Below are 20,098 nucleotides of genomic sequence, written 5' to 3' on the forward strand. Positions count from 1 at the left end.
GTGATACTGCCTTTGCAGCGATCGAAGAACCGCTGCAGGTCGTCGATGAACGATCGAAAAAAGGCCGCGTCGAACGCGGCCTTTTTTTCCGGTGCTCACCGACGCATTCCCGATCAGCCGCCGAAATCGTCGAGCATGATGTCGTCGCGCTCCACGCCGAGATCGGTGAGCATCTTGATCACGGCGGCGTTCATCATCGGCGGGCCGCACATGTAGTACTCACAGTCTTCCGGTGCCTTGTGGTCCTTGAGATAGTTCTCGTAGAGCACGTTGTGGATGAAGCCGGTATAGCCGGTCCAGTTGTCCTCCGGCGTCGCGTCGGACAGGGCCACATGCCATTCGAAGTTGTCGTTGTCGGCGGCGAGCCCGTCGAAATCCTCGACGTAGAACATCTCGCGGCGGGAGCGCGCGCCGTACCAGAAGCTTATCTTGCGCTGGGTCTTGATGCGCAGCAACTGGTCGAGGATATGGCTGCGCATCGGCGCCATGCCGGCGCCGCCGCCGACGAAGACCATTTCCTTGTCGGTGTCGCGCGCAAAGAATTCGCCGAACGGCCCCGAAATGGTGACCTTGTCGCCCGGCTTGAGGCCGAAGATGTAGCTCGACATCGCACCTGGCGGCACGTCCGGCTGACGCGGCGGCGGACTGGCGATGCGCACGTTGAGCATGATGATGCCCAGTTCGTCGGGATAGTTCGCCATCGAATAGGCGCGCATCACCGGCTCGTCCACCTTGGAGACGTAGCGCCACAGATTGAACTTGTCCCAGTCCTCGCGGAAGCGATCGTCGACCTGGAAGTTCTTGTATTCGACCGTATGCGGTGGGCACTCGATCTGGATGTAACCACCGGCGCGGAAGTGGACCTGCTGTCCCACTGGCAGTTCCAGCACCAGTTCCTTGATGAAGGTGGCGACATTGTCGTTGGAGCGTACGGTGCACTCCCATTTCTTGACGCCGAACACCTCTTCCGGCACGTCGACCTTCATGTCCTGCTTGACTTTCACTTGGCAGGACAGGCGCTCGCCTTCGCGGGCTTCGCGCTTGGTGATGTGATTGAGTTCGGTGGGGCCGATCGAACCGCCGCCTTCGGGAATCTTGACGCGGCACTGCGCGCAGGAACCGCCGCCGCCGCAGGCCGAGGGCACGAACAGGCCGTTGGCGGCCAGGGTCTGCAGCAGCATGCCGCCGGTAGGTACCGAGATGCACTTTTCGCCGTTGATCTCGATGCTGACATTGCCTTCGGGCACCAGCATCGACTTGGCGAACAGGATGATCGCGACCAGCACCAGGATGATGGTGACGAAGAATCCGACGCCGAGAATGATTTCTGTCATCGTGCTAACCGTGGTTGAGGGGGGCGCCGACTAGAGCTGGATGCCCGAGAACGCCATGAACCCGAGTGCCATCAGGCCGGCGGTGACGAAGGTCACGCCGAGACCCTGCAGGCCGTCGGGCACGTCCGAATACTTGAGCTTTTCGCGCACGCCGGCCAGCACCACGATCGCCAGCGCCCAGGACAGGCCGGACGAGAAGCCGTAGACCGTGGCCTCGGCCAGATCGTAGTCGCGCTCGACCATGAACAGCGTGCCGCCGAGGATCGCGCAGTTCACGGTGATCAGCGGCAGGAAGATGCCGAGCGCGTTGTAGAGCGCCGGCACGTACTTGTCGAGGAACATTTCCAGGACCTGCACGATCGCGGCGATGATGCCGATGTACGAGATCAGACCCAGGAACGACAGATCCACGTCCGGCATGCCGGCCCAGGCCAGCGCGCCGTCCTTGAGAAAGTACTGGTAGACGAGGTTGTTGGCCGGCACCGTCAGGGTCTGCACGGCGACCACGGCGACACCGAGCCCGAAGGCGGTCTCGATCTTCTTGGAGATCGCCAGGAAGGTGCACATGCCCAGGAAGAACGACAGCGCGAGGTTTTCGACGAAAACCGAGCGGATCGCGAGGTTGACCAGTTCCATGACTTAAACCGATTCGGTGCGGTGGACGATGTGAATCTGGTAGTCGGGCTTCTCGACCTGCGTCGGCTTCCAGGTGCGCACGCCCCAGATCAGCATGCCGATGATGAAGAACGCGGACGGCGGCAACAGCAACAGGCCGTTCGGAACGTACCAGCCACCATCGGTCACCAGCGGAAGAATCTCGACGCCGAACAGCTTGCCGCTGCCGAACAGTTCGCGGACCACGGCGACGCTCATGAGGATGAAGCTGTAGCCCAGGCCGTTGCCGACGCCGTCCATGAACGAGGCCACCGGTTTGTTCTTCATCGCAAAGGCTTCGGCGCGGCCGAGCACGATGCAGTTGGTGATGATCAGGCCGACGAATACCGAGAGCTGCTTGGACACGTCATAGGCGTAGGCGCGCAGCAGCTGATCGACCACGATCACCAGCGAGGCGATGATCGTCATCTGCACGATGATGCGGATCGAGCCCGGAATCACATTGCGCACCATGCTGATGAACAGGCTGGAACAGGCCGTCACCGCGGTCAGCGACAGCGACATGATGAAGGCCGTTTCCATCTTCGAGGTCACCGCCAGCGCCGAACAGATGCCCAGCACCTGCAGGATGATCGGGTTGTTGTCGAAGACCGGTTCGGTGACCAGGGTTGTGGTTTCGCTCGCCATTGCTTGCTAGCTCCCTCAGCTCTTCGCGACGCGGTCAAGATACGGCTTGAATCCGCGATCCGACAGCCAGAAGTGGATCAAATTGGTGACACCGCGCGAGGTCAGCGTGGCACCGGCCAGCGCGTCGACCTGGTACTCGGCATCCGCTGCGTTGGGGTTGACGCCGCCCTTCACCAGATGCAGTTCGACCTCGTCGTCCTTGTAGACCTTCTTGCCGGGCCAGAGTGCCGTCCAGTTCGGATTCTCGACCTCGCCACCGAGGCCAGGCGTCTCCGCCTGCTGGTAGAAGGTGATGCCGCGCACCGTGTTGCCGTCGGCCTCCAGCGCCAGATAACCGTACATGGTCGACCACAGGCCGTAGCCCTGTACCGGCAGCACGATGGTCTTGAGCGTGCCGGCCTCGTCACGTTGCAGATAGACGATGGCGTGCTTGGGCACGGCACCGATACCGGCAATGTCCTCGGCCGAGGACAGCGTGAAATTGCTGCTTGCGTCCTTCTGCTCCTTGTACATGTCGAAGGTCGCCGGATCGATGCCTTCGACGTAGTCGCCGCTTTCGATCTCGATGATGCGCGATTCGACCTTGTCGTCGAACACCGCGGCCACGTCGATGCCCGGTTGCCACAGGCCCAGAACCTTGAGGATGTTGGTCTGGCGGTCGGCGACACGATTGACCGTCTGAACCGGCTTGAGAATGACGGCCGCAGCCGACACGAACACCGAGCACACCAGGCACAGGATGAACGCGACGAGAACGGTGTAGCTCTTGCTGTCCTTTTTCATGTCGCCCTCAGACCGCCGCCAGCCGCGACTTGCGACGGCGGATGTTCGCCTTGATCACACAGTAGTCGATCAGCGGCGCAAAAATGTTGCTGAACAGAATCGCCAGCATCACGCCTTCCGGGAAGGCCGGGTTGACGACGCGCACCAGCACGGTCATGAAACCGCAGAGTCCGCCAAATATCCAGCGCCCGGCATTGGTATGCGCGGCGCTGACCGGATCGGTGGCCATGAACACCGCGCCGAAGGCAAAGCTGCCGAGCGTCAGATGCCAGTACCACGGCACCTGGAAGTACGGATTGTCCGCCGGCCCCAACCACTGGAACACGTACACCGAAACAAGCATGCCAATGAACATGCCTAGGATGATGCGGTAGCTGGCAATACGGGTGTACACCAGGAAGGCGCCACCGAGCAGGATCGCCGCCGTGGAGACCTCGCCGACCGAACCCGGGATGTTGCCGAGGAAGGTTTGCATCCAGGTGAACCCGCCGGCCTGCACCGCATCGACGCCGCCCTGCGCGGCCAAGGCCAGCGGGGTCGCGCCGGTGAAACCGTCCACGGCCGTCCATACCGCATCGCCTGAGTGCTGCGCTGGATAGGCAAAGTACAGAAAGGCGCGTCCGACCAGGGCCGGGTTCAGGAAGTTCTTGCCGGTACCGCCGAAGATCTCCTTGCCGATCACCACGCCGAAGCTCACACCGAGCGCGACCTGCCACAAGGGCACGGTGGGCGGCAGGATCAGAGAGAACAGGATCGAGGTGACGAAGAAGCCCTCGTTGATCTCGTGATTGCGCACGCCGGCGAACAACACTTCCCACAGTCCGCCGACCAGGAAGGTGACGAAATAGATCGGCGCCCAATAAGTGAAGCCATGCACGAAGCAGGCGAACCAGTTGTCCGGGCTGTAGCCGACGTAGTGCAGGAACACCTGGCGCCAGTCGTCGAGCTGCGCGATATCCAGCGCCTGCATGCCGAGATTGGCCTGATAGCCCACGTTCCAGCAGCCGACGGCGATCGCCGGGAACGTCGCCAGCCACACATAGATCATCGTGCGCTTGAGGTCGATGCCATCGCGCACATGTGGCGCCCCGCGTGTCACGTCCGGCGGGCTGTAGAAGAAGGTATCCACCATCTCGTAGACGGCGTAGTACTTCTCCAGCTTGCCGCCCTTGGCGAACAGCGGATGCAGCCGATCCAGAACCCCCCGTAAACCGGTAGCCATTATCCTTCCTTCTCGATCTGGTCGAGATTCGCGCGCAGCATCGGCGCGTAGTCGTACTTGCCGACGCACACATAGGTGCACAGCGACAAATCCTCTTCAGCCAACTCCAGCGCACCGAGGCTTTGCGCCATGTCGGTATCCCGCACCAACAGTGCACGCAGCAGCTGCGTCGGCAGAATGTCCAGCGGCACCACGCGCTCATAGCTGCCGATCGGCACCATCGCACGCGGGCTGCCATTGGTGGAGGTCGAGAACGAGAACCGGCGGCTCGCCTTCGACAGCGCCGAGAAAAACACATTGGTCACGGAATACTTGTCGCCGGCCGGGTTGAGCCAGCCGAACAGCTCGCGATCGCGGTTTTCGACGATCACCGAAACCTGCACATCGAAGCGGCCGAGGTAGGCGGCCCATCCCGCAGCTCGGCGTCCGCCGAGCACCGAACCCGAGATCGCGCGCGCATCGATGTCTTCCAGTTCACCCTTGAGCAACTGGTCGACCGACGCACCGACGCGCGTGCGCAGCAGGCGCGGTTTGCGCACCACCGGCCCCGCCAGAGAGATCACGCGTTCCACCGAAAGCCGGCCCGTCGTAAACAGCTGGCCGATCGCGACCACGTCCTGCGGGCCGATATGCCAGTTGCTGCGCGTGGCGCCGACCGGCTTGAGGAAATGCATGTGCGTGCCGACCAGACCGGCCGGGTGCGGCCCTTCGAATTCGGCGACGCGCAGCGACGGCAGCTCCGGTAGCGGAATCGAGCTGCCTGGCGCCTTGCACACGAACAGTTCGCCTTCGGTCAGGCGCGACAGCACCGCAAGTCCGTTCTTGAAGTCCTCGGCGCGTTCGGCCAGGACCACGGCCGGGTCGGCGGCCAGAGGATTGGTATCAAGCGCACTGACGAAAATCGCGGCCGGCACTGCGTCGATCGCTGGCGTCTTGTTGTAGGGCCGCGTGCGCAGCGCCGTCCACAGGCCGGACTGGACCAGCTGGTCGCGCACGGTCTCCCGCGCAAGTTGCGGCAGCGCCGACACCGCGTGGCTTCCGAAATCGATCGCCTCATCGCCGTCGACCTCGATCACCACGGACTGCAGCACGCGACGCGCGCCGCGATTGATCGCGGAAACGATGCCAGCGGCAGGCGCGGTGAACAGCACGCCCGGGTTGCGCTTGTCCTCGAACAGCGGCTGACCGAGCTTTACCCGGTCGCCCTGCTCGACCAGCATCGACGGTTTCATGTCGATGTAGTCGGCGCCGATCAGCGCAACACAGCTGACCGGTACCGCGGCTTCGATGATTTGCTGGGGCGCGCCGGCCAAGGGCACGTCCAGACCTTTCTTGATCTTGATACGCGTGACATCCACGGTTTTAGGCTGCCCGGGAAAGAGGGAACGATGGGGTCGCGAGGGATACCGCCGCCGAAGTTTACGGGCTGGCCCCGATCAAATCTAGCAACCGGACCTTTACCCAAGCTCGACGTGCGCAATATAGCTGCCTAGGCACCAACCTTGCCAGTGGCAGCAAGGCCTCAAGCCGCGGCGTGCTCTGCGTCTGTTCGCCTATCGCGATCAGGCGTCGACATGGGCTGACGGCAGCAGTGCGCGCCAGCCACCCTGAATCCCCTTGAATCAGCGCGGCTGACCCTGACGCTGCAGGCGCGCGAACAGGCGCTGCATTTCGGTACCGGACGGCCGTGCCGGCTCTGCGCCCGAGCGATGGGCCGGCAGCGGCTGGGCGTGCTGGCCCAGGCGGGATCGAAGGTCGAACTCTAGCGTCGTTGGATTCATTTCAGGCAGCCCCGGTTGTTCTGATCATCTTCCATGAATTTAAAGCCTTTAAAAACAATACGCAATACCGACTTCTTAAAGTCGATCCGAATACTTGGGGATCAACACTGGAAAGTCCCGCGAAATTCCGCCGACCCAGCCCCTGTGCCGGCTTGACAGAGGCCGTAGAATCCTCGGCCAGCGCTGAACCCGGAAAGAGCTTCATTGACATGGACCTAGACAAGCCCGCCCCACACTTCGACAAGCCCGGCCAAGAAAAGCGTTTCGGCGTGATCGTCATCGGCGGAGGCCACGCCGGAACCGAAGCCGCGCTGGCGGCGGCCCGCGCCGGCGCGCGTACCTTGTTGTTGACGCAGAACATCGAGACAGTGGGTCAAATGTCCTGCAACCCCGCGATCGGCGGCATCGGCAAGGGGCACCTGGTCAAGGAAATCGACGCCATGGGCGGCGCCATCGCGCTGGCGGCGGATCGCGCCGGCATCCAGTTCCGCATGCTCAACGCCTCCAAGGGTCCGGCCGTGCGTGCCACCCGGGCGCAGTGCGACCGCGCGCTGTACCGTCTTGCCATTCGGGAAATGCTCGAAGCGCAGCCGAACCTCGAACTGTTCCAGCAGGAAGCCGCCGATCTGGTGATCGAAGGTGCCCGCGTGCGCGCTGTCATCACCCGCAGCGGGCTGCGCTTCGATGCCGAAGCGGTGGTGCTGACCGTGGGTACATTCCTCGGCGGCCGCATCCATGTGGGCCTCAACCACCAGCCCGGCGGCCGTGCCGGCGATGCGCCGTCGCTGCCGCTGGCGGAGCGCCTGCGTGAACTGATGCCGCGCGTGGGGCGCCTCAAGACCGGCACGCCGCCGCGTCTGGATGGTCGCTCCATCGACTTTTCACGGCTCACGGCCCAGCCCGGCGACGAACCGACGCCGGTGTTTTCGCTGCTCGGTACGCGCGAACTGCACCCGCGCCAGGTGTCCTGCCACATCACCCACACCAACGAAACCACGCACGCGATCATTCGCGAGGGCTTCGAACGCTCGCCGATGTTCACCGGCCTGATCGAAGGTGTGGGCCCGCGCTACTGCCCGAGCGTGGAAGACAAGGTCGCGCGCTTCGCCGAACGCACGGCGCATCAGATCTTCCTGGAGCCGGAAGGGCTCTATACCCGCGAGATTTATCCGAACGGTATCTCCACCAGCCTGCCATTCGACATCCAGGAACGCTTCGTGCGCTCGATCGCGGGCCTGGAGCAGGCGCGGATCACGCGGCCCGGCTACGCGATCGAATACGACTATTTCGACCCACGCGACCTCAGGCGCACGCTGGAAACCAAGACCGTGTCCGGCCTGTATTTCGCCGGCCAGATCAACGGCACCACCGGCTACGAGGAAGCGGCGGCGCAAGGTCTGCTCGCCGGCATCAATGCGGCGCGTGGCGCGGCCGGCGAGGAACCCTGGACACCGCTGCGCGATCAGGCCTACATCGGCGTGCTGGTGGACGACCTGATCACGCTCGGCACCACCGAACCCTACCGCATGTTCACCTCGCGTGCCGAACACCGCCTGCATCTGCGTGAGGACAACGCCGACCTGCGGCTGACGCCGCTGGCGCGCGAACTCGGGCTTGTCGACAGCATGCGCTGGATGCGTTTCGAACAAAAGCGCGAGGCGATCGACAAGGAGAACACGCGTCTGGCAGCGCTGTGGCTCAAACCGGCGCAACTCGCCCAGACCGAGCATGTGGCCGTGTTCGGTGAGGCACGCGAATCCACGGGTGCCAAGGCCCTTGATCTGCTGCGCCGGCCGCAGGTGCGTTACGCCCACTTGCAGGCCTTGAATCTCGCGCCCCGGGAAATCGACGCGGCCGTGGCCGAACAGGTGGAGATTCAGGCCAAGTACGCCGGCTACATCGAGCGCAGCCGGCTGGAGATCGAACGCGGCCGCCGCCAGGAATCGACGGTACTGCCGCTGGATTTCGACTACGACGGCGTCGGCGGCCTGTCCAACGAAGTGCGGCAGAAACTCAAGAGCCACCGCCCCGAGACACTGGCTCAGGCGGCACGGATCTCGGGCATCACGCCGGCCGCAGTGTCGCTGCTGCGAGTACACCTGAAGGCACGCGAGACAAGCGCCACTCGCCGAGCATCTTGACAGCTGCCGGTTTCCGCGCAAGGCGTGAGGCGGAACGGGCTACGGGCCTCTGCGGCTTTTTTCGCTGTTACGCCTGACGCCTTCCCCCTCACGCCTCACGGGCTGCGCCCCAGCGCGGCCTGCAACTGCCCGCCGTGCTCACGCAACCACTGTCGGTGCTGCTCGTATTCGGGCATCTGACGGGCGACCAGCCCCCAGAAACGCGGCCCGTGTGCTCGCCAGCGCAGGTGGCACAGCTCATGGATCACCACGTAGCGAAACGTCTCGCCCGGCGCCATCAGCAGGCGCCAGTTGAGACTGATCCGTCCGTCCCAGGTGCAGCTGCCCCACAAGGTCTTCTGATCCGCAATACGCAGGCCAGAATACGGCAGGCCGAGACGCGTCGATTCCTCGTCCAGCATGTCGCGCGCGGCGTCTCGCGCGCGCTCGCGCAGCGCGTGAATCAGAAAGGCACGCAGCTTGTCGCCCTGCGTCTTCCAGGCGCCGGGCACGTACAGCGCGATGCAGTCATCGGCGATCCGCATCTGCGGCCGCTTCAGGCGCGCCGGATGGACCTCGACGCGACGCGGGCGGCCGAGCAGCGGCAGTTCGTCCTGGCCGTCCCAGCGCATCGGCGCAGCGCCGGCCTCGGGCACGACGCTGCTCAGCTCGGCGAGTTTGCGCGCAATCCACTCGCGGCGACTCTGGAGAAATGCGTAGGCCTCGCGGCGCGGCGCGTGACGGGGGATCACCAGCCGGACCTCGCGTGGCGCGCGCAGTTCGATGCGGATCTGGCGCGCACGCGCGCTGATCCGTTCGTCCACGTCCCAGTCCTCCTGCAGCAGCCATGCACCGGGCTCAGTCGCCATGCCCACCCCCGCCGGACAGGCGATCGTAGCTCGCCAGCTCGCTACCGTTGAGCAGCATGATCTGCTGCTCGGCAGCGGGTTGCAGATGGTCGTCCCGGCCGACGCCCATCATCCTCAGGTAGTACGGCACCAGCGCCAGACGCAGCGTGGCCTCCAGCATGCCGTGGCGCATTCCGTAGTCCTGCTCGACCACGCGCTGCTGAGCCGGACTGAGCCCGGCATGCGGGCCGATCCGCACACTGACGAGATTGCTCCATTCCCAATCGTCGGTCCGGTCCGGCACCTCGTTGCCGAGCTGCGGAATGCCGCTGATGCGCGAGAGCAGGAAGTCTCGATAGGCCTGATGTGTCTCCGACCATGCACGGGCATGCCAGCGGCCGGCGTGTGCCAGGGCGTGCGGCGCGATGCGCAGGCGGCGCGGCTCGGGATAACTCATCGACTGATACTCGACCACGAGCCAGCGCCGGTTTCGGATCGCGGTACTCATGCGCTGCAGAATCCGGACATCAAAGGCACGTTCCGGCAGTTGCAGCAGCTCGATCGGCGCCACCTGCGCCGCGACCACGGACAAGGGCGTTGCCGCGACGTCGCCGACGTTGCGCAGAACCTGCAGGAATTCCTGCACCGTACCGCGCAGGTAGCTGGGTTCGAACTGGTCGCTGGCGCGGTAGGTTCCGGTGTCGCCGATCAGGCATCCCGGATGCAGTGCCCGATAGCGGGCAAGGTCCTGTTCGGCCCGATCAATGCCGCAGTCGAGGCAATCGCCGAGATCCTCGGCGCTGACGGCGCCGTTCCAGATCAACAGCGCTTCGAGCAACATCGCGCGGTGGCGCTCATCCCAGTTCAGACGATTGGCAGGCGGTGGCATAGGCGATCAAACAGGGCGGACCGGCCCACTATACCGGCGCGACGGAGCCGCGCATGCCTCAGCCATTCGATGCGTCATAGCCGATACGCTGAAGCACGCCGTCGAGCTCTTCGAGACTGTGGAAGCGGACCCGCAACTCGCCACGGCCATCGTCGGCGGCCTCGATACTGACCGGATAGCCGAGATGCTCGGCCACGGCGCGTTCCAGGCGGCGCCAGTCCCCGTCCTTGGCGGGCGATGTCGCGGGGGCGCGACGATCCGAGCTGAGCTGCCGCTCCAGGGCGCGCACATTGAGCTTGCGGCGAACGGCGTCGCGCGCCCATTGCAGTTGCGTCTCCGGGGCAACCGAGGCCAGCACCTTGGCGTGCCCCGAACTCAGGCTGCCTTCGTCCACCATCGTCTGCACGGCCGGCACCAGATTCAACAGGCGCAGGAAATTGGTGATGTAGACGCGTGACTTGCCGACGCGAACGGCGAGCTGCTCGTGGGTCATGCCGGTGCGCTGCGCCAATTGGCGCAGCCCCTGCGCCGTTTCGATCGGGGTCAGCGATTCGCGCTGCAGGTTCTCGATCAAGCCGAGAACCTGGGCTTCGTCGTCGGCCAGATCATCGCGAACAATCGCTGGAATCTCGTGCACGCCGACCAGCTGCGCAGCGCGCCAACGGCGCTCGCCGGCCAGCAGCTCGAAACCGCCATCGATGCTGCGCACGACCACTGGCTGTATCAATCCCGATTCACGGATCGATTCGGCCAGTTCGCGTAACCGGTCGGAATCGAAACGGCGCCGCGCCTGCGTCGAGCCGGAACGGATCAGGTCGACCGGAATCTGGCGTATCGATTCGGAGGCTGCGGACATCGTTGCGCGGTAGGACCAGAAGGGAATGACAAGGTGCAGCATTTCGCGTTTGACGGCGTGGGCCGGGCAAATCAGCGCCTGTGCCATAATTTGCGGCCGAGAACTCGTGCCAACCGAGAAATCAATCCGTGGATATCAGCGCCGTCACCCAGCATTACCGGGGCATCATAGATGAGATCGGCGAGGACGCCGATCGCGAAGGCCTGCTGCGGACCCCACAACGCGCGGCCAAGGCCATGCAGTTCCTGACGCAGGGCTACCAGCAAAGCGTGGAGGAGATCGTCAACGGCGCCATTTTCGCATCGGCGAACAGCGAAATGGTGATCGTACGCGATGTGGAGCTGTATTCGATGTGCGAGCACCACATGCTGCCGTTCATCGGACGGGCGCACGTGGCGTATATTCCGGACGGCCGCGTCATCGGCCTGTCGAAGATTCCACGCATCGTCGACATGTACGCGCGGCGCCTGCAGATTCAGGAAAACCTCACCCAGGAAATCGGCGAGACGATCCAGCAGGTCACCGGCGCCGTGGGTGTTGCCGTGGTCATCGATGCGAAACATTTGTGCGCAATGATGCGAGGTGTCGAAAAGCAGAATTCATCCATGACCACCTCATGGATGAACGGACGGTTTCGTGACGATCCTCGGACGCGCAGCGAATTTCTGACCCTGATCCGTTCGTAGCGGGCAGCGGCTGGCCCCGCGCCAAACAAATGGGCGGCATTGCCCCTGAAACGGGCCGTTCATCGAAAAGTGACCAGCGTGCGTATACACTCAAAAGGCTCGGCGGATCGAATTCCCCGGTTTTGGATACACGCACTGCCCTTGGAGAACTCCTGACATGGCCGGCACCGCCCCCAGCGCCCCCTTCGGCACCCCCGACCAGACCGAAGTTCTGGTCGCGATGGAACCGTTCGTCCGCGAGCAGATCAGCCTGCATCTGGCGCGGCGCAACCTGTGGTTCCCGTCGGATCTGCTGACCGAGGGCGAAACCGACCGGCGTGTCGGCGAACAGAGTCTGGCGCGGGTGCGCGAAGACGCGCGCGGCCTGCCGGACGCGATCCGCGTCGGCATCGCGCTCAACCTGTTGACCGAAGAAGGCCTGCCGCACTTCCACCGCCTGATCGCGACGCATCTCGGCAACGAGTCGCCCTGGTCCACCTGGAACAATATGTGGACGGCCGAAGAAGACCGCCACGGCTGTGCGCTGCGCGATTACGTGCGTGACGCCCGCATCTTCGACATGCGCGCGCTCGAACGCATGCAATACGACTACATCGAATCCGGGTTCAACCCGATGTGGGAGCAGGACCCCTACCGTCTGCTGGCCTACACCTCCCTGCAGGAAAAGGCGACCCAGGTCGCGCATGCCAACACCGGCCGCCAGTGCGCCGATTACGAGCCGCAGATCCAGCGTGTGCTGGCGCATATCTCCGGCGACGAATCACGCCATTACGCTTTCTACCGTGCCTGCTTCGCCGAAATCCTGGACCGCGACCCGAACCGTGGCCTGCAGTCACTGCTCAAGGTGATGCCGGCGCTGGCAATGCCTGGGCACAGCATGCCGGGCTATGACCACATGTCCGATGTGGTCCGTCGCGCCGGCCTGTACGGGCCGCGGCACTACCAGAAAATCTGCGAAGAACTGCTCGACTACTGGCGCGTGGCCGAACTCCAGGATCTCAACGCGGACGGACGCAGCGCACAGGAAAAGCTGATGAAAGTGCCCAAACGCCTGGCGAGAATGGGCGATTATCTGGAAGCCAAGGCCGGTCGTCGGACTTTCAGTTTCGACTTCATCTATTCGCGCATTCTGGAACTCGAATAGCGAGGCAGACCCGCGCCGCCGCACCCCACTCCAGGGGCGGCGAGGCCAAGCCGCCTCGGACATCCCGGTTCCGGAGGCGTTTTGCGTACATTCCCCCAGCAGCGTCTGGTCGTCATCGGCGGCGGCAATGGTCTCGGCCGCGCCTGCGCGCTGCACTTCGCGCGCGCCGGCTGGCGCGTGCTGGTCAGCGACCTGGATCCGGCCGATGCCCAGGACACTGCGGACCGCATCGTCAGCGCCGGCGGCTCCGCCGTGGCCTGTGTCTGCGACGTGCGCGACGAGCGCGCCCTGGCCGCGGTGGCGGAATCGGCGCAGCGCCATTGGGGCGGTTCGGATGTATGGATCAACAACGCCGGCGTCTCCCGCAGCAAGGCCGTCCCCGAGCTGAGCATCGACGAATGGCGCCACCAGCTCGATACCAATCTGCTTGGCTGCGCGCGCAGCACCCAGGTGGCGCTGGCGGCGCTGGATCGCGTCGGCGGCGGGCATATCGTCAATGTCGCCGGCCACATCAGCAGCGGCAGCAAACTCGAAACTGCGGCCGACAGCGCGACCCGTGCCGCCATCATCGAGTGGTCCCTGACCCTGCGTGCGTGCCTGCGGGGACGCGCCATCGGCCTCAGCGTCGCCTGCGGCCCCGCTTTCGCGGACCGGCTCGCCGCCGAGGTCTTTCATGCGGTCATGCGCAACCGCTTCCTCATCACCGCTGAGCGCGGCCATCGCTGGCAGAACTGGCGGCGGCACCTGCCCGCCTGACCGGATCGTCGCCCGAATCCTGGGCCAGCAGGCGACTGGCTGCTAGGACCGAACCTCGAAGCCTGCCGAGTCCACTGCTTGAATGCCAGGCTGCCATTGCACCGAGTCCACGCGCGCTCGCGGCGGACCCTCCGCCAGCCAGATACGAAACGCCTCCAGCGCCTCGGCTTCACCGGCGACGAGGCCTTCGACCGAGCCGTCCAGGTCATTGCGGACCCAGCCCTGCAGGCCGAGACGCTGCGCCGTCTGCTGCGTCGACTGGCGAAAAAACACGCCCTGTACCCGGCCGGTCACGATGAAGCGATAAGATGAAGCCATCTTCCTTCGTTGATTGAGGTCCGATGTCGATCTTAGACCGATTCCGCGAAACTTCGACCGATCCTCGCCTCACGCGCGGCGAGTCCATGAAACTCAGCGGGCGCGTGCCCGGCCCCGATGGCCGCAGCTTCATGCAGATTCACCTGGAAATGGAGCAGGTGCCGGGCGCCAACGGCGAGGAAACCCGCTTGCGCATGCATGTGTCGGCAGACTTCTCGGCCCTGACCGCGCTGCCGCCGCCACGTTCCGACGAGCGCGCACTGGCGCCAGCCCGGCGCTGGGTGAACCACGGCCTGTCCTCGGCCCCGGTGCAGAAAGTATTGGCACCCCTGGCCGACAAGACCTTCAGCACCTGGATTCAGGTGCGCTCCTCCACCGCGCCGCTGGACGGCGGCAGCCGCGCGCTGGTGCCGGGCGGGATCGAACGACTCGGCCTGCAATTGCCGGACGACGGCGTGCCGCTGCATGCCTGGAGTCATGATTCCGGCGACAGTCACGCGCAAATGGCCGTCATCAATCTGGACGCGAAGCAGTTGCCGCCGCTGCTGCGCCGCCTGCTGGGTTCGCGATTTCAGCTCGGCGGTACGATCGTGAACGTTGTCGAACCCAAGCGCGGTGATTAGAGTCTGCGAACCGCATTCCAGGCCGCCGACGCAAAGACGTCCACGTGATGCGTGATGTCGACCGAGACCTGGCCACAGCCAGCGCCGCGCATAGTCATGCACCGACCCCACGACCAGGGGGCTCCAGCACTCGCGCGGTAGCTCGCGGAATTCCGCGACGTCGAGAATTCGCGATGCTGATCAAACTGCTCCGCAAGACGCTCATCTGCATGCCGGACCGCTGGGCTTTCCGAATTGCACGGGCGCTGGCCGGCTTACCGTCGCGCCCGCCGCTGCGGGAGGCGGACCGCCGGATTCTCGGCCAGGCGCAGCGGTTCGAGTTTCAGGCGTGTGGAACACGGGTCGCCTGGTCGCTTGCAAAGGGCCGATACCCGTACGGGTACACGACTGGGGCGGACGCGCTGGGCAAATCAGGACTCGGGGTCGGCAGCTTCGCGACGACCGTTTTCGAGCGATCGCTCCGTTTGACGATCGAGCTTGAGCGTCACGCCAGTGAGACGACGCCGACGTGCCTCGTGAATCAGCCATACCAGCGTGTCCGCGGCCTGCGCGTACGACAGTCCGTGACCGTGAATATTGGAAACGCAGTTGCGCAGCGAGTCCGGGCAGCCGATACGCGGGCGCCAGCTGAGATAGACACCGAGACTGTCCGCCACCGACAGGCCGGGACGCTCGCCGATCAGTACGGCGACGAGCTCGGCACCCAGAGTCTCGCCAAGCTCGTCACCGATTGCGACGCGCGCCTGTTCGGCGAAGACCACAGGCGCCAGGCGCAGACCGCCCAGGCGCGATGTCAGCGCCTCGATCAGCGGCACCGCATGCGTCTGCACGGCCGCGGCCGACAGGCCATCGGCCACCACGATCAGCAGATCCCAGTCGCCGCGATGCGTCTCCAGCCGCGCCAGATCGCCGGGCAGCACGCGCCGGCCCCGATCCGGCCGGCGCAGATACGTCGTGCGATCGTCCGCCTGCGAACGCAGCCTGAGGCTGGCCCTGGGCGCAAGTTCGCGCTCCAGGGCATCGAAGTCCACCACGCCGTGGACGGCGTCACGCGCAGCACTGTGCGCGGCCTGAAAATCCAACAGCGCCGAAGTCGGCAAGGCATCACCGGCACGGCCGAGACCGATGCGCGCCCGGGTCGCGGCGCGCAACCGTGCGTACGGATCGGGGACCGGTTCGCTCATCGCCCGGGCTCCGGCGCCAGCAGCGCGCGGACCGCCATGGCGGACGCTGGCGGCGGTGCCAGCCGCCCCTGCGCATCCAGCATGCCCATGCGCGCCAGCCAGGCTTCGAATTCCGGTGCCGGCCGCAGCTTCAGCAGATGACGCAGGCCCAGCACATCGTGGAACGACAGGCTTTGGTAGCCGAGCATGATGTCGTCAGCGCCCGGCACGGCGATCAGGAAGTTGACGCCGGCCGCGCCCAGCAGCACGGCCAGCGTATCCATGTCGTCCTGGTCGGCCTCGGCGTGATTGGTGTAGCAGACGTCCACGCCCATCGGCAGGCCCAGCAGCTTGCCGCAGCAGTGATCCTCCAGGCCGGCGCGAATGATCTGCTTGGCGTCATAGAGATATTCCGGCCCGATGAAGCCGACCACGGTGTTGACCAGCAGCGGGCGGAACTCGCGCGCCACGGCATAGGCCCGCACCTCCAGGGTCTGCTGGTCGACACCGTGGTGCGCGTCGGCCGACAGCGCGCTGCCCTGGCCGGTTTCGAAGTACATGACATTGTCGCCGACCGTGCCGCGCGCCAGAGAGCGTGCCGCGTCCAGGCCTTCGCGCAACAGCGCGAGGTCGACACCGAATCCGCGATTGGCCTTTTCGCTGCCGGCGATCGACTGAAACGCCAGGTCCAGCGGCGCGCCGCGCTCGATCGCCTGTATCGAGGTGCTGAGGTGCGCGAGCACGCAGGACTGCATCGGGATCTCGAAGCGTTGCCGCAGCGCGTCCAGCATCTCCAGCAGGCGGATACATTCCGTCGGATCGTCGGACGCCGGATTGATCCCGATCACCGCGTCGCCCATGCCGAACAGCAGGCCGTCGAGCGTGGAGGCGGCGATGCCCATCGGATCGTCGGTCGGATGATTGGGCTGCAGTCTCGAACCGAGACGGCCCGGCAGACCGAGCGTGGTGCGCATGCCGGTGATGACGCGACACTTCGCGCCGACCGCGATCAGATCCTGATTGCGCATCAGCTTGGACGCCGCTGCCACCATCTCGGGCGTCAGGCCCGGCGCCAGCGCTGTCAAGCTCGCGCTGTCCGCAGCATAGGACAACAGCCAGTCACGGAATTCGCCGACCGTCATCGACGCCACCGGCGCGAACGCAGCCGCATCATGACGGTCGATGATCAGTCGCGTGACTTCGTCGTCCTCGTAGGCGATCAGGGCTTCATGCAGGAACGTGCTCAAGGGCAGATCGGCCAGAACGCGCCGCGCCGCCACACGTTGCGCCTCGCTATCCGCAGCGATGCCGGCCAGTTCGTCGCCGGAACGGCGCGGCGAGGCGCAGGCCATCACCGCCGCCAGCGAGGCGAAGTGATATCCGCTGTGGCCGAAGCTTGCATGGTATTGCGCCATGTCCGCAGTCTGCCAGCTTCCCTGCACACGCCGCATCCGGGCCACGGCAAACCTTTTGCAGGAGGCACAATCTGATGAACATGAATCTTTCGACTGTCCAGATCGCCGGCGCGATTACCAACTTCGGCAACGCCGCGGTGCTGCTCCTGCTGTCCGCGTTGATCGCCGCCTGGCTGCAGTGGTCCAGCGGCCGCCGCGCCAGCCTGCTGTGGTGCGGCGCGGTGCTGCTCTGCACCGGCATGACCGCGGTGCTCAAGACCTATTTCGCGGCCTGCCCGGTGAGCAGCTGGCAGATGCTCAGCCCCAGCGGGCACTCCAGCTTCAGCACCCTGGTCTACGGCGGCGCGGCATTGAGCCTGGCTGCGGGTCCGGACCGGCGGCGCTGGCAACGCCTGCTGCTGCTGGGCCTGGCACTGGCCTGGGCACTGGCAATCAGCTGGTCACGCGTGGCGATCCACGCGCATAGCGGTCCCGAGGTCATGCTGGGCCTGCTGATCGGCGGCGCCAGTCTGCTCGTCTACGGCGTACTCGACACCACGGACTCGCGGCGACGCTTCCCGCCGTTGCTGGGTGTGGGCCTGGCCATGCTGATGCTGTTTCTGGTCTCGCAGGAACGCGGCTTCAACCTGGAAAGTCTGTTCCAGAACCTGGCGCACTGGATCAATCAGCGCACACCGCTATGTCCCAGCGTTCAGCCATAGAGCAGGCCCACGGCAGCAACGATCGACAGGCCCACGATCAGCCCGGCTACCACGTCCGACAGGTAGTGCACACGCAACACCACGCGTGACACCCCCACGGCGCCGATGATCAGGGCCGCCGCCGCCACCAGCAACCACTCCACCGACGGCCAGACCTGCACGCGAACGAACAACAGCGCCGCAGTGCCGTACAGGCCCGTCGCCATCAGGGTGTGGCTGCTCGGAAACGAGGAGCCAAAATAGGCGTACTTGCTCAGCTCCGGCCGTGTGCGATTGGTCAGACGCTTGAGGCGGTCCCCTAGTCCCGCGCCAACCACGGAGCCAATCAGCAAGCACGAGGCCGCGCGAATGTCACCGGCCAGCCAGAACAGTGCCGCGAACAGCGGCGTGAAAAACCACACCAGCGTCGATGAACCCAACGCCGAAACGTCCATCGCCGTGGCATCGAAACGCAGCGACTGCAGACGCTCGGAAAACGCATGCCCGTAACCTGGCGCACCGCTGAAGCGACCGCGACGACGCAAATGTCCCGCCCACAGCCAGACCATCCATGACACCACCAAGGGCAGACAGGCGGCAATCAAGAGGCGTGTGGCGGTTTCGGACATGTGCGGCGCTCACTGATCGGATCGGGTACCGTCATTATCGGCAAGGGCCCCCGATCCTGGATGAACACCGCCCGCGCCTGCCCTGAAAGCGCAGCGCAGACGCTGATGCCGGGCCCCTCAGACTTCCAGATAGTCGAGGATGCCTTCGGCGGCCTGGCGCCCCTCGTAAACGGCCGTGACCACCAGATCGGAGCCGCGCACCATGTCGCCGCCCGCGAAGATCTTGGGGTTCCTGGTCTGGAACAGGTGCTTGGACAGGGCCGCGCCGTTGACGCGAACGCGGCCGTCCTCGTGCAGATCGATCTGGTGACCACCAAACCATTCGGCCGGGCTCGGTCGGAAACCGAAGGCGATGATGACCCGGTCCGCCGGAATGATCTCCTCGGAGCCCGGCACGGTTTCGGGACGGCGACGACCCCGCGTGTCCGGCGGACCCAGGCGCGTGGTCGCGAGCTTGACGCCTTCGACCCGGTCCTTGCCGACGATCTCGATCGGCTGCCGGTTCCATTGGAACTCCACGCCTTCTTCCTTGGCGTTGGCGACTTCGCGACGTGAACCGGGCATGTTGGCCTCGTCGCGACGGTAGGCGCAGATCACGCTTTCGGCGCCCTGGCGGATCGAGGTGCGATTGCAGTCCATCGCGGTGTCGCCGCCACCGAGCACCACCACGTTCTGGCCCTTGACGTCGTAACCCATGCCGGCCACGTCTTCGTAGTTCAGCAGGCGGTTGGCGTTGGCGATCAGGAACGGCAGCGCCTCGAACACGCCCGGCAGGTCTTCTCCCGGAAAACCGCCGCGCATGTAGGTGTAGGTGCCCATGCCGAGGAACACGGCGTCGTACTCTTCGAGCAGCGATTCGAAGCTGATGTCCTTGCCGATCTCGGTGTTGAGACGGAACTCCACGCCCATGCCTTCGAGGATCTGACGACGCGTGCGGATCACATCCTTTTCGAGCTTGAACGGCGGAATGCCGAAGGTCAGCAGGCCGCCGATCTCCGGGTACTTGTCGAACACCACCGGGCGCACGCCGTTGCGGATCAGCACGTCCGCGCAACCCAGACCGGCCGGACCGGCGCCGATCACGGCAACGCGCTTCCGGGTCCACTTGACCTTGGACATGTCGGGACGCCAGCCCTGCTTGAAGGCTTCGTCCGAAATGTACTTCTCGATGCTGCCGATGGTGACGGCACCGAAGCCGTCGTTGAGCGTGCAGTCGCCTTCGCACAGGCGGTCCTGCGGGCAGACGCGGCCGCAGACCTCGGGCAGGGAATTGGTCTGGTGCGACAGTTCCGCCGCCTCGAACAGATTGCCTTCCTCGATCAGCTTGAGCCAGTTCGGAATGTAGTTGTGCACCGGGCACTTCCATTCGCAATACGGATTGCCGCAGGCCAGGCAGCGCCCGGACTGGGCCTTGGCCTGCTCCGGCTGAAACTGCCCGTAGATTTCGCGGAAGTCGTGAATCCGCACTTCCACCGGCAGCTTCTTCGGATCCTGCCGCGGCGTGTCGAGAAACTGGTTTGCGTTTTTGGCGCCCATGGCTGTATGGCTC

Annotated in this window: 21 protein-coding genes; 6 read left to right on the plus strand and 15 right to left on the minus strand. The window is 65.0% G+C overall.

Going from position 1 to position 20,098, the window contains the following annotated elements; genetic code table 11:
• Nucleotides 1-113 precede the first annotated feature (113 nt).
• The 7 genes from nqrF to RM530_RS10820 all read right to left on the minus strand — a co-directional run bounded on the left by nqrF (nt 114) and on the right by RM530_RS10820 (nt 6,422).
• Nucleotides 114-1,334, minus strand: a complete 1,221-nt coding sequence (gene nqrF, locus RM530_RS10790; RefSeq protein ID WP_311365235.1) for an NADH:ubiquinone reductase (Na(+)-transporting) subunit F — start codon at nt 1,332-1,334, stop codon at nt 114-116.
• Nucleotides 1,335-1,364: 30 nt separating this feature from the next.
• Nucleotides 1,365-1,970, minus strand: coding sequence for an NADH:ubiquinone reductase (Na(+)-transporting) subunit E (gene nqrE, locus RM530_RS10795; protein ID WP_311365236.1), 606 nt, complete (start codon nt 1,968-1,970; stop codon nt 1,365-1,367).
• 3 nt (nt 1,971-1,973) lie between these two features.
• A complete protein-coding gene (locus tag RM530_RS10800; protein ID WP_311365237.1) occupies nt 1,974-2,636 on the minus strand; it encodes an NADH:ubiquinone reductase (Na(+)-transporting) subunit D in 663 nt (220 codons plus the stop codon).
• 15 nt (nt 2,637-2,651) lie between these two features.
• Nucleotides 2,652-3,419: a Na(+)-translocating NADH-quinone reductase subunit C gene (locus RM530_RS10805; RefSeq protein ID WP_311365238.1), complete on the minus strand. Its 768-nt coding sequence runs from the start codon at nt 3,417-3,419 to the stop codon at nt 2,652-2,654.
• A 7-nt stretch (nt 3,420-3,426) separates the two neighbouring features.
• Nucleotides 3,427-4,641, minus strand: coding sequence for an NADH:ubiquinone reductase (Na(+)-transporting) subunit B (locus RM530_RS10810; protein ID WP_311365239.1), 1,215 nt, complete (start codon nt 4,639-4,641; stop codon nt 3,427-3,429).
• On the minus strand, nt 4,641-5,999 hold the full coding sequence (locus tag RM530_RS10815; RefSeq protein WP_311365240.1) for a Na(+)-translocating NADH-quinone reductase subunit A: 1,359 nt from the start codon (nt 5,997-5,999) through the stop codon (nt 4,641-4,643). Before RM530_RS10815 ends, RM530_RS10810 begins: the two co-directional genes overlap by 1 nt.
• 264 nt (nt 6,000-6,263) lie before the next feature.
• Nucleotides 6,264-6,422: a hypothetical protein gene (locus RM530_RS10820; RefSeq protein WP_311365241.1), complete on the minus strand. Its 159-nt coding sequence runs from the start codon at nt 6,420-6,422 to the stop codon at nt 6,264-6,266.
• A gap of 209 nt (nt 6,423-6,631) precedes the next feature.
• Here RM530_RS10820 and mnmG point away from each other — a divergent pair, with 209 nt between their 5' ends.
• Entirely contained in the window at nt 6,632-8,563 is a 1,932-nt protein-coding gene (mnmG, locus tag RM530_RS10825; RefSeq protein WP_311365242.1) for a tRNA uridine-5-carboxymethylaminomethyl(34) synthesis enzyme MnmG, read from the plus strand.
• Between the two features lie 95 nt (nt 8,564-8,658).
• Here the strand turns inward: mnmG and RM530_RS10830 are convergent, their stop codons facing one another.
• Genes RM530_RS10830 through RM530_RS10840 form a run of 3 tightly spaced genes read right to left on the minus strand, consistent with a single transcriptional unit; the run spans nt 8,659 to nt 11,135 of the window.
• A complete protein-coding gene (locus RM530_RS10830) occupies nt 8,659-9,411 on the minus strand; it encodes a M48 family metallopeptidase (protein ID WP_311365243.1) in 753 nt (250 codons plus the stop codon).
• Nucleotides 9,401-10,279 (minus strand): BrxR family transcriptional regulator, encoded by an 879-nt coding sequence (locus RM530_RS10835; protein ID WP_311365244.1) that lies wholly within the window; start codon nt 10,277-10,279, stop codon nt 9,401-9,403. Before RM530_RS10835 ends, RM530_RS10830 begins: the two co-directional genes overlap by 11 nt.
• Nucleotides 10,280-10,337: 58 nt before the next feature.
• Nucleotides 10,338-11,135 carry a ParB/RepB/Spo0J family partition protein gene (locus RM530_RS10840; protein ID WP_311365245.1) on the minus strand — a complete coding sequence of 266 codons (798 nt, stop codon included), beginning with the start codon at nt 11,133-11,135 and terminating at the stop codon, nt 10,338-10,340.
• Between the two features lie 134 nt (nt 11,136-11,269).
• On the opposite strand from RM530_RS10840, the gene folE reads away from it, so the two are divergent.
• The 3 genes from folE to RM530_RS10855 all read left to right on the plus strand — a co-directional run bounded on the left by folE (nt 11,270) and on the right by RM530_RS10855 (nt 13,721).
• Complete coding sequence (gene folE / locus RM530_RS10845; protein WP_349256223.1) at nt 11,270-11,821, plus strand: GTP cyclohydrolase I FolE; 552 nt, start codon at nt 11,270-11,272, stop codon at nt 11,819-11,821.
• Between the two features lie 157 nt (nt 11,822-11,978).
• Nucleotides 11,979-12,965: an acyl-ACP desaturase gene (locus RM530_RS10850; protein ID WP_311365247.1), complete on the plus strand. Its 987-nt coding sequence runs from the start codon at nt 11,979-11,981 to the stop codon at nt 12,963-12,965.
• Between the two features lie 81 nt (nt 12,966-13,046).
• Complete coding sequence (locus RM530_RS10855) at nt 13,047-13,721, plus strand: SDR family NAD(P)-dependent oxidoreductase (protein WP_311365248.1); 675 nt, start codon at nt 13,047-13,049, stop codon at nt 13,719-13,721.
• Nucleotides 13,722-13,763: 42 nt separating this feature from the next.
• Here RM530_RS10855 and RM530_RS10860 read toward each other — a convergent pair whose 3' ends face one another.
• The gene (locus RM530_RS10860) at nt 13,764-14,039 is read right to left on the minus strand and encodes an acylphosphatase (protein WP_311365249.1); all 276 of its coding nucleotides are present in this window, start codon (nt 14,037-14,039) and stop codon (nt 13,764-13,766) included.
• A gap of 86 nt (nt 14,040-14,125) precedes the next feature.
• On the opposite strand from RM530_RS10860, the gene RM530_RS10865 reads away from it, so the two are divergent.
• Nucleotides 14,126-14,662 carry a hypothetical protein gene (locus tag RM530_RS10865; protein WP_311365250.1) on the plus strand — a complete coding sequence of 179 codons (537 nt, stop codon included), beginning with the start codon at nt 14,126-14,128 and terminating at the stop codon, nt 14,660-14,662.
• Nucleotides 14,663-15,072: 410 nt separating this feature from the next.
• Here the strand turns inward: RM530_RS10865 and eutC are convergent, their stop codons facing one another.
• The gene (eutC, locus tag RM530_RS10870; RefSeq protein ID WP_311365251.1) at nt 15,073-15,846 is read right to left on the minus strand and encodes an ethanolamine ammonia-lyase subunit EutC; all 774 of its coding nucleotides are present in this window, start codon (nt 15,844-15,846) and stop codon (nt 15,073-15,075) included.
• The gene (locus RM530_RS10875) at nt 15,843-17,240 is read right to left on the minus strand and encodes an ethanolamine ammonia-lyase subunit EutB (RefSeq protein WP_349256224.1); all 1,398 of its coding nucleotides are present in this window, start codon (nt 17,238-17,240) and stop codon (nt 15,843-15,845) included. Before RM530_RS10875 ends, eutC begins: the two co-directional genes overlap by 4 nt.
• A gap of 74 nt (nt 17,241-17,314) precedes the next feature.
• Here RM530_RS10875 and RM530_RS10880 point away from each other — a divergent pair, with 74 nt between their 5' ends.
• Complete coding sequence (locus tag RM530_RS10880) at nt 17,315-17,941, plus strand: phosphatase PAP2 family protein (protein ID WP_311365253.1); 627 nt, start codon at nt 17,315-17,317, stop codon at nt 17,939-17,941.
• Here RM530_RS10880 and RM530_RS10885 read toward each other — a convergent pair.
• Entirely contained in the window at nt 17,932-18,549 is a 618-nt protein-coding gene (locus RM530_RS10885; RefSeq protein ID WP_311365254.1) for a phosphatase PAP2 family protein, read from the minus strand. The genes RM530_RS10880 and RM530_RS10885 overlap by 10 nt on opposite strands.
• A gap of 117 nt (nt 18,550-18,666) precedes the next feature.
• A complete protein-coding gene (locus RM530_RS10890) occupies nt 18,667-20,085 on the minus strand; it encodes an FAD-dependent oxidoreductase (protein ID WP_311365255.1) in 1,419 nt (472 codons plus the stop codon).
• Nucleotides 20,086-20,098: the final 13 nt, after the last annotated feature.

It is taken from the genome of Banduia mediterranea (assembly GCF_031846245.1).
GTDB lineage: Bacteria > Pseudomonadota > Gammaproteobacteria > Nevskiales > Nevskiaceae > Banduia > Banduia mediterranea.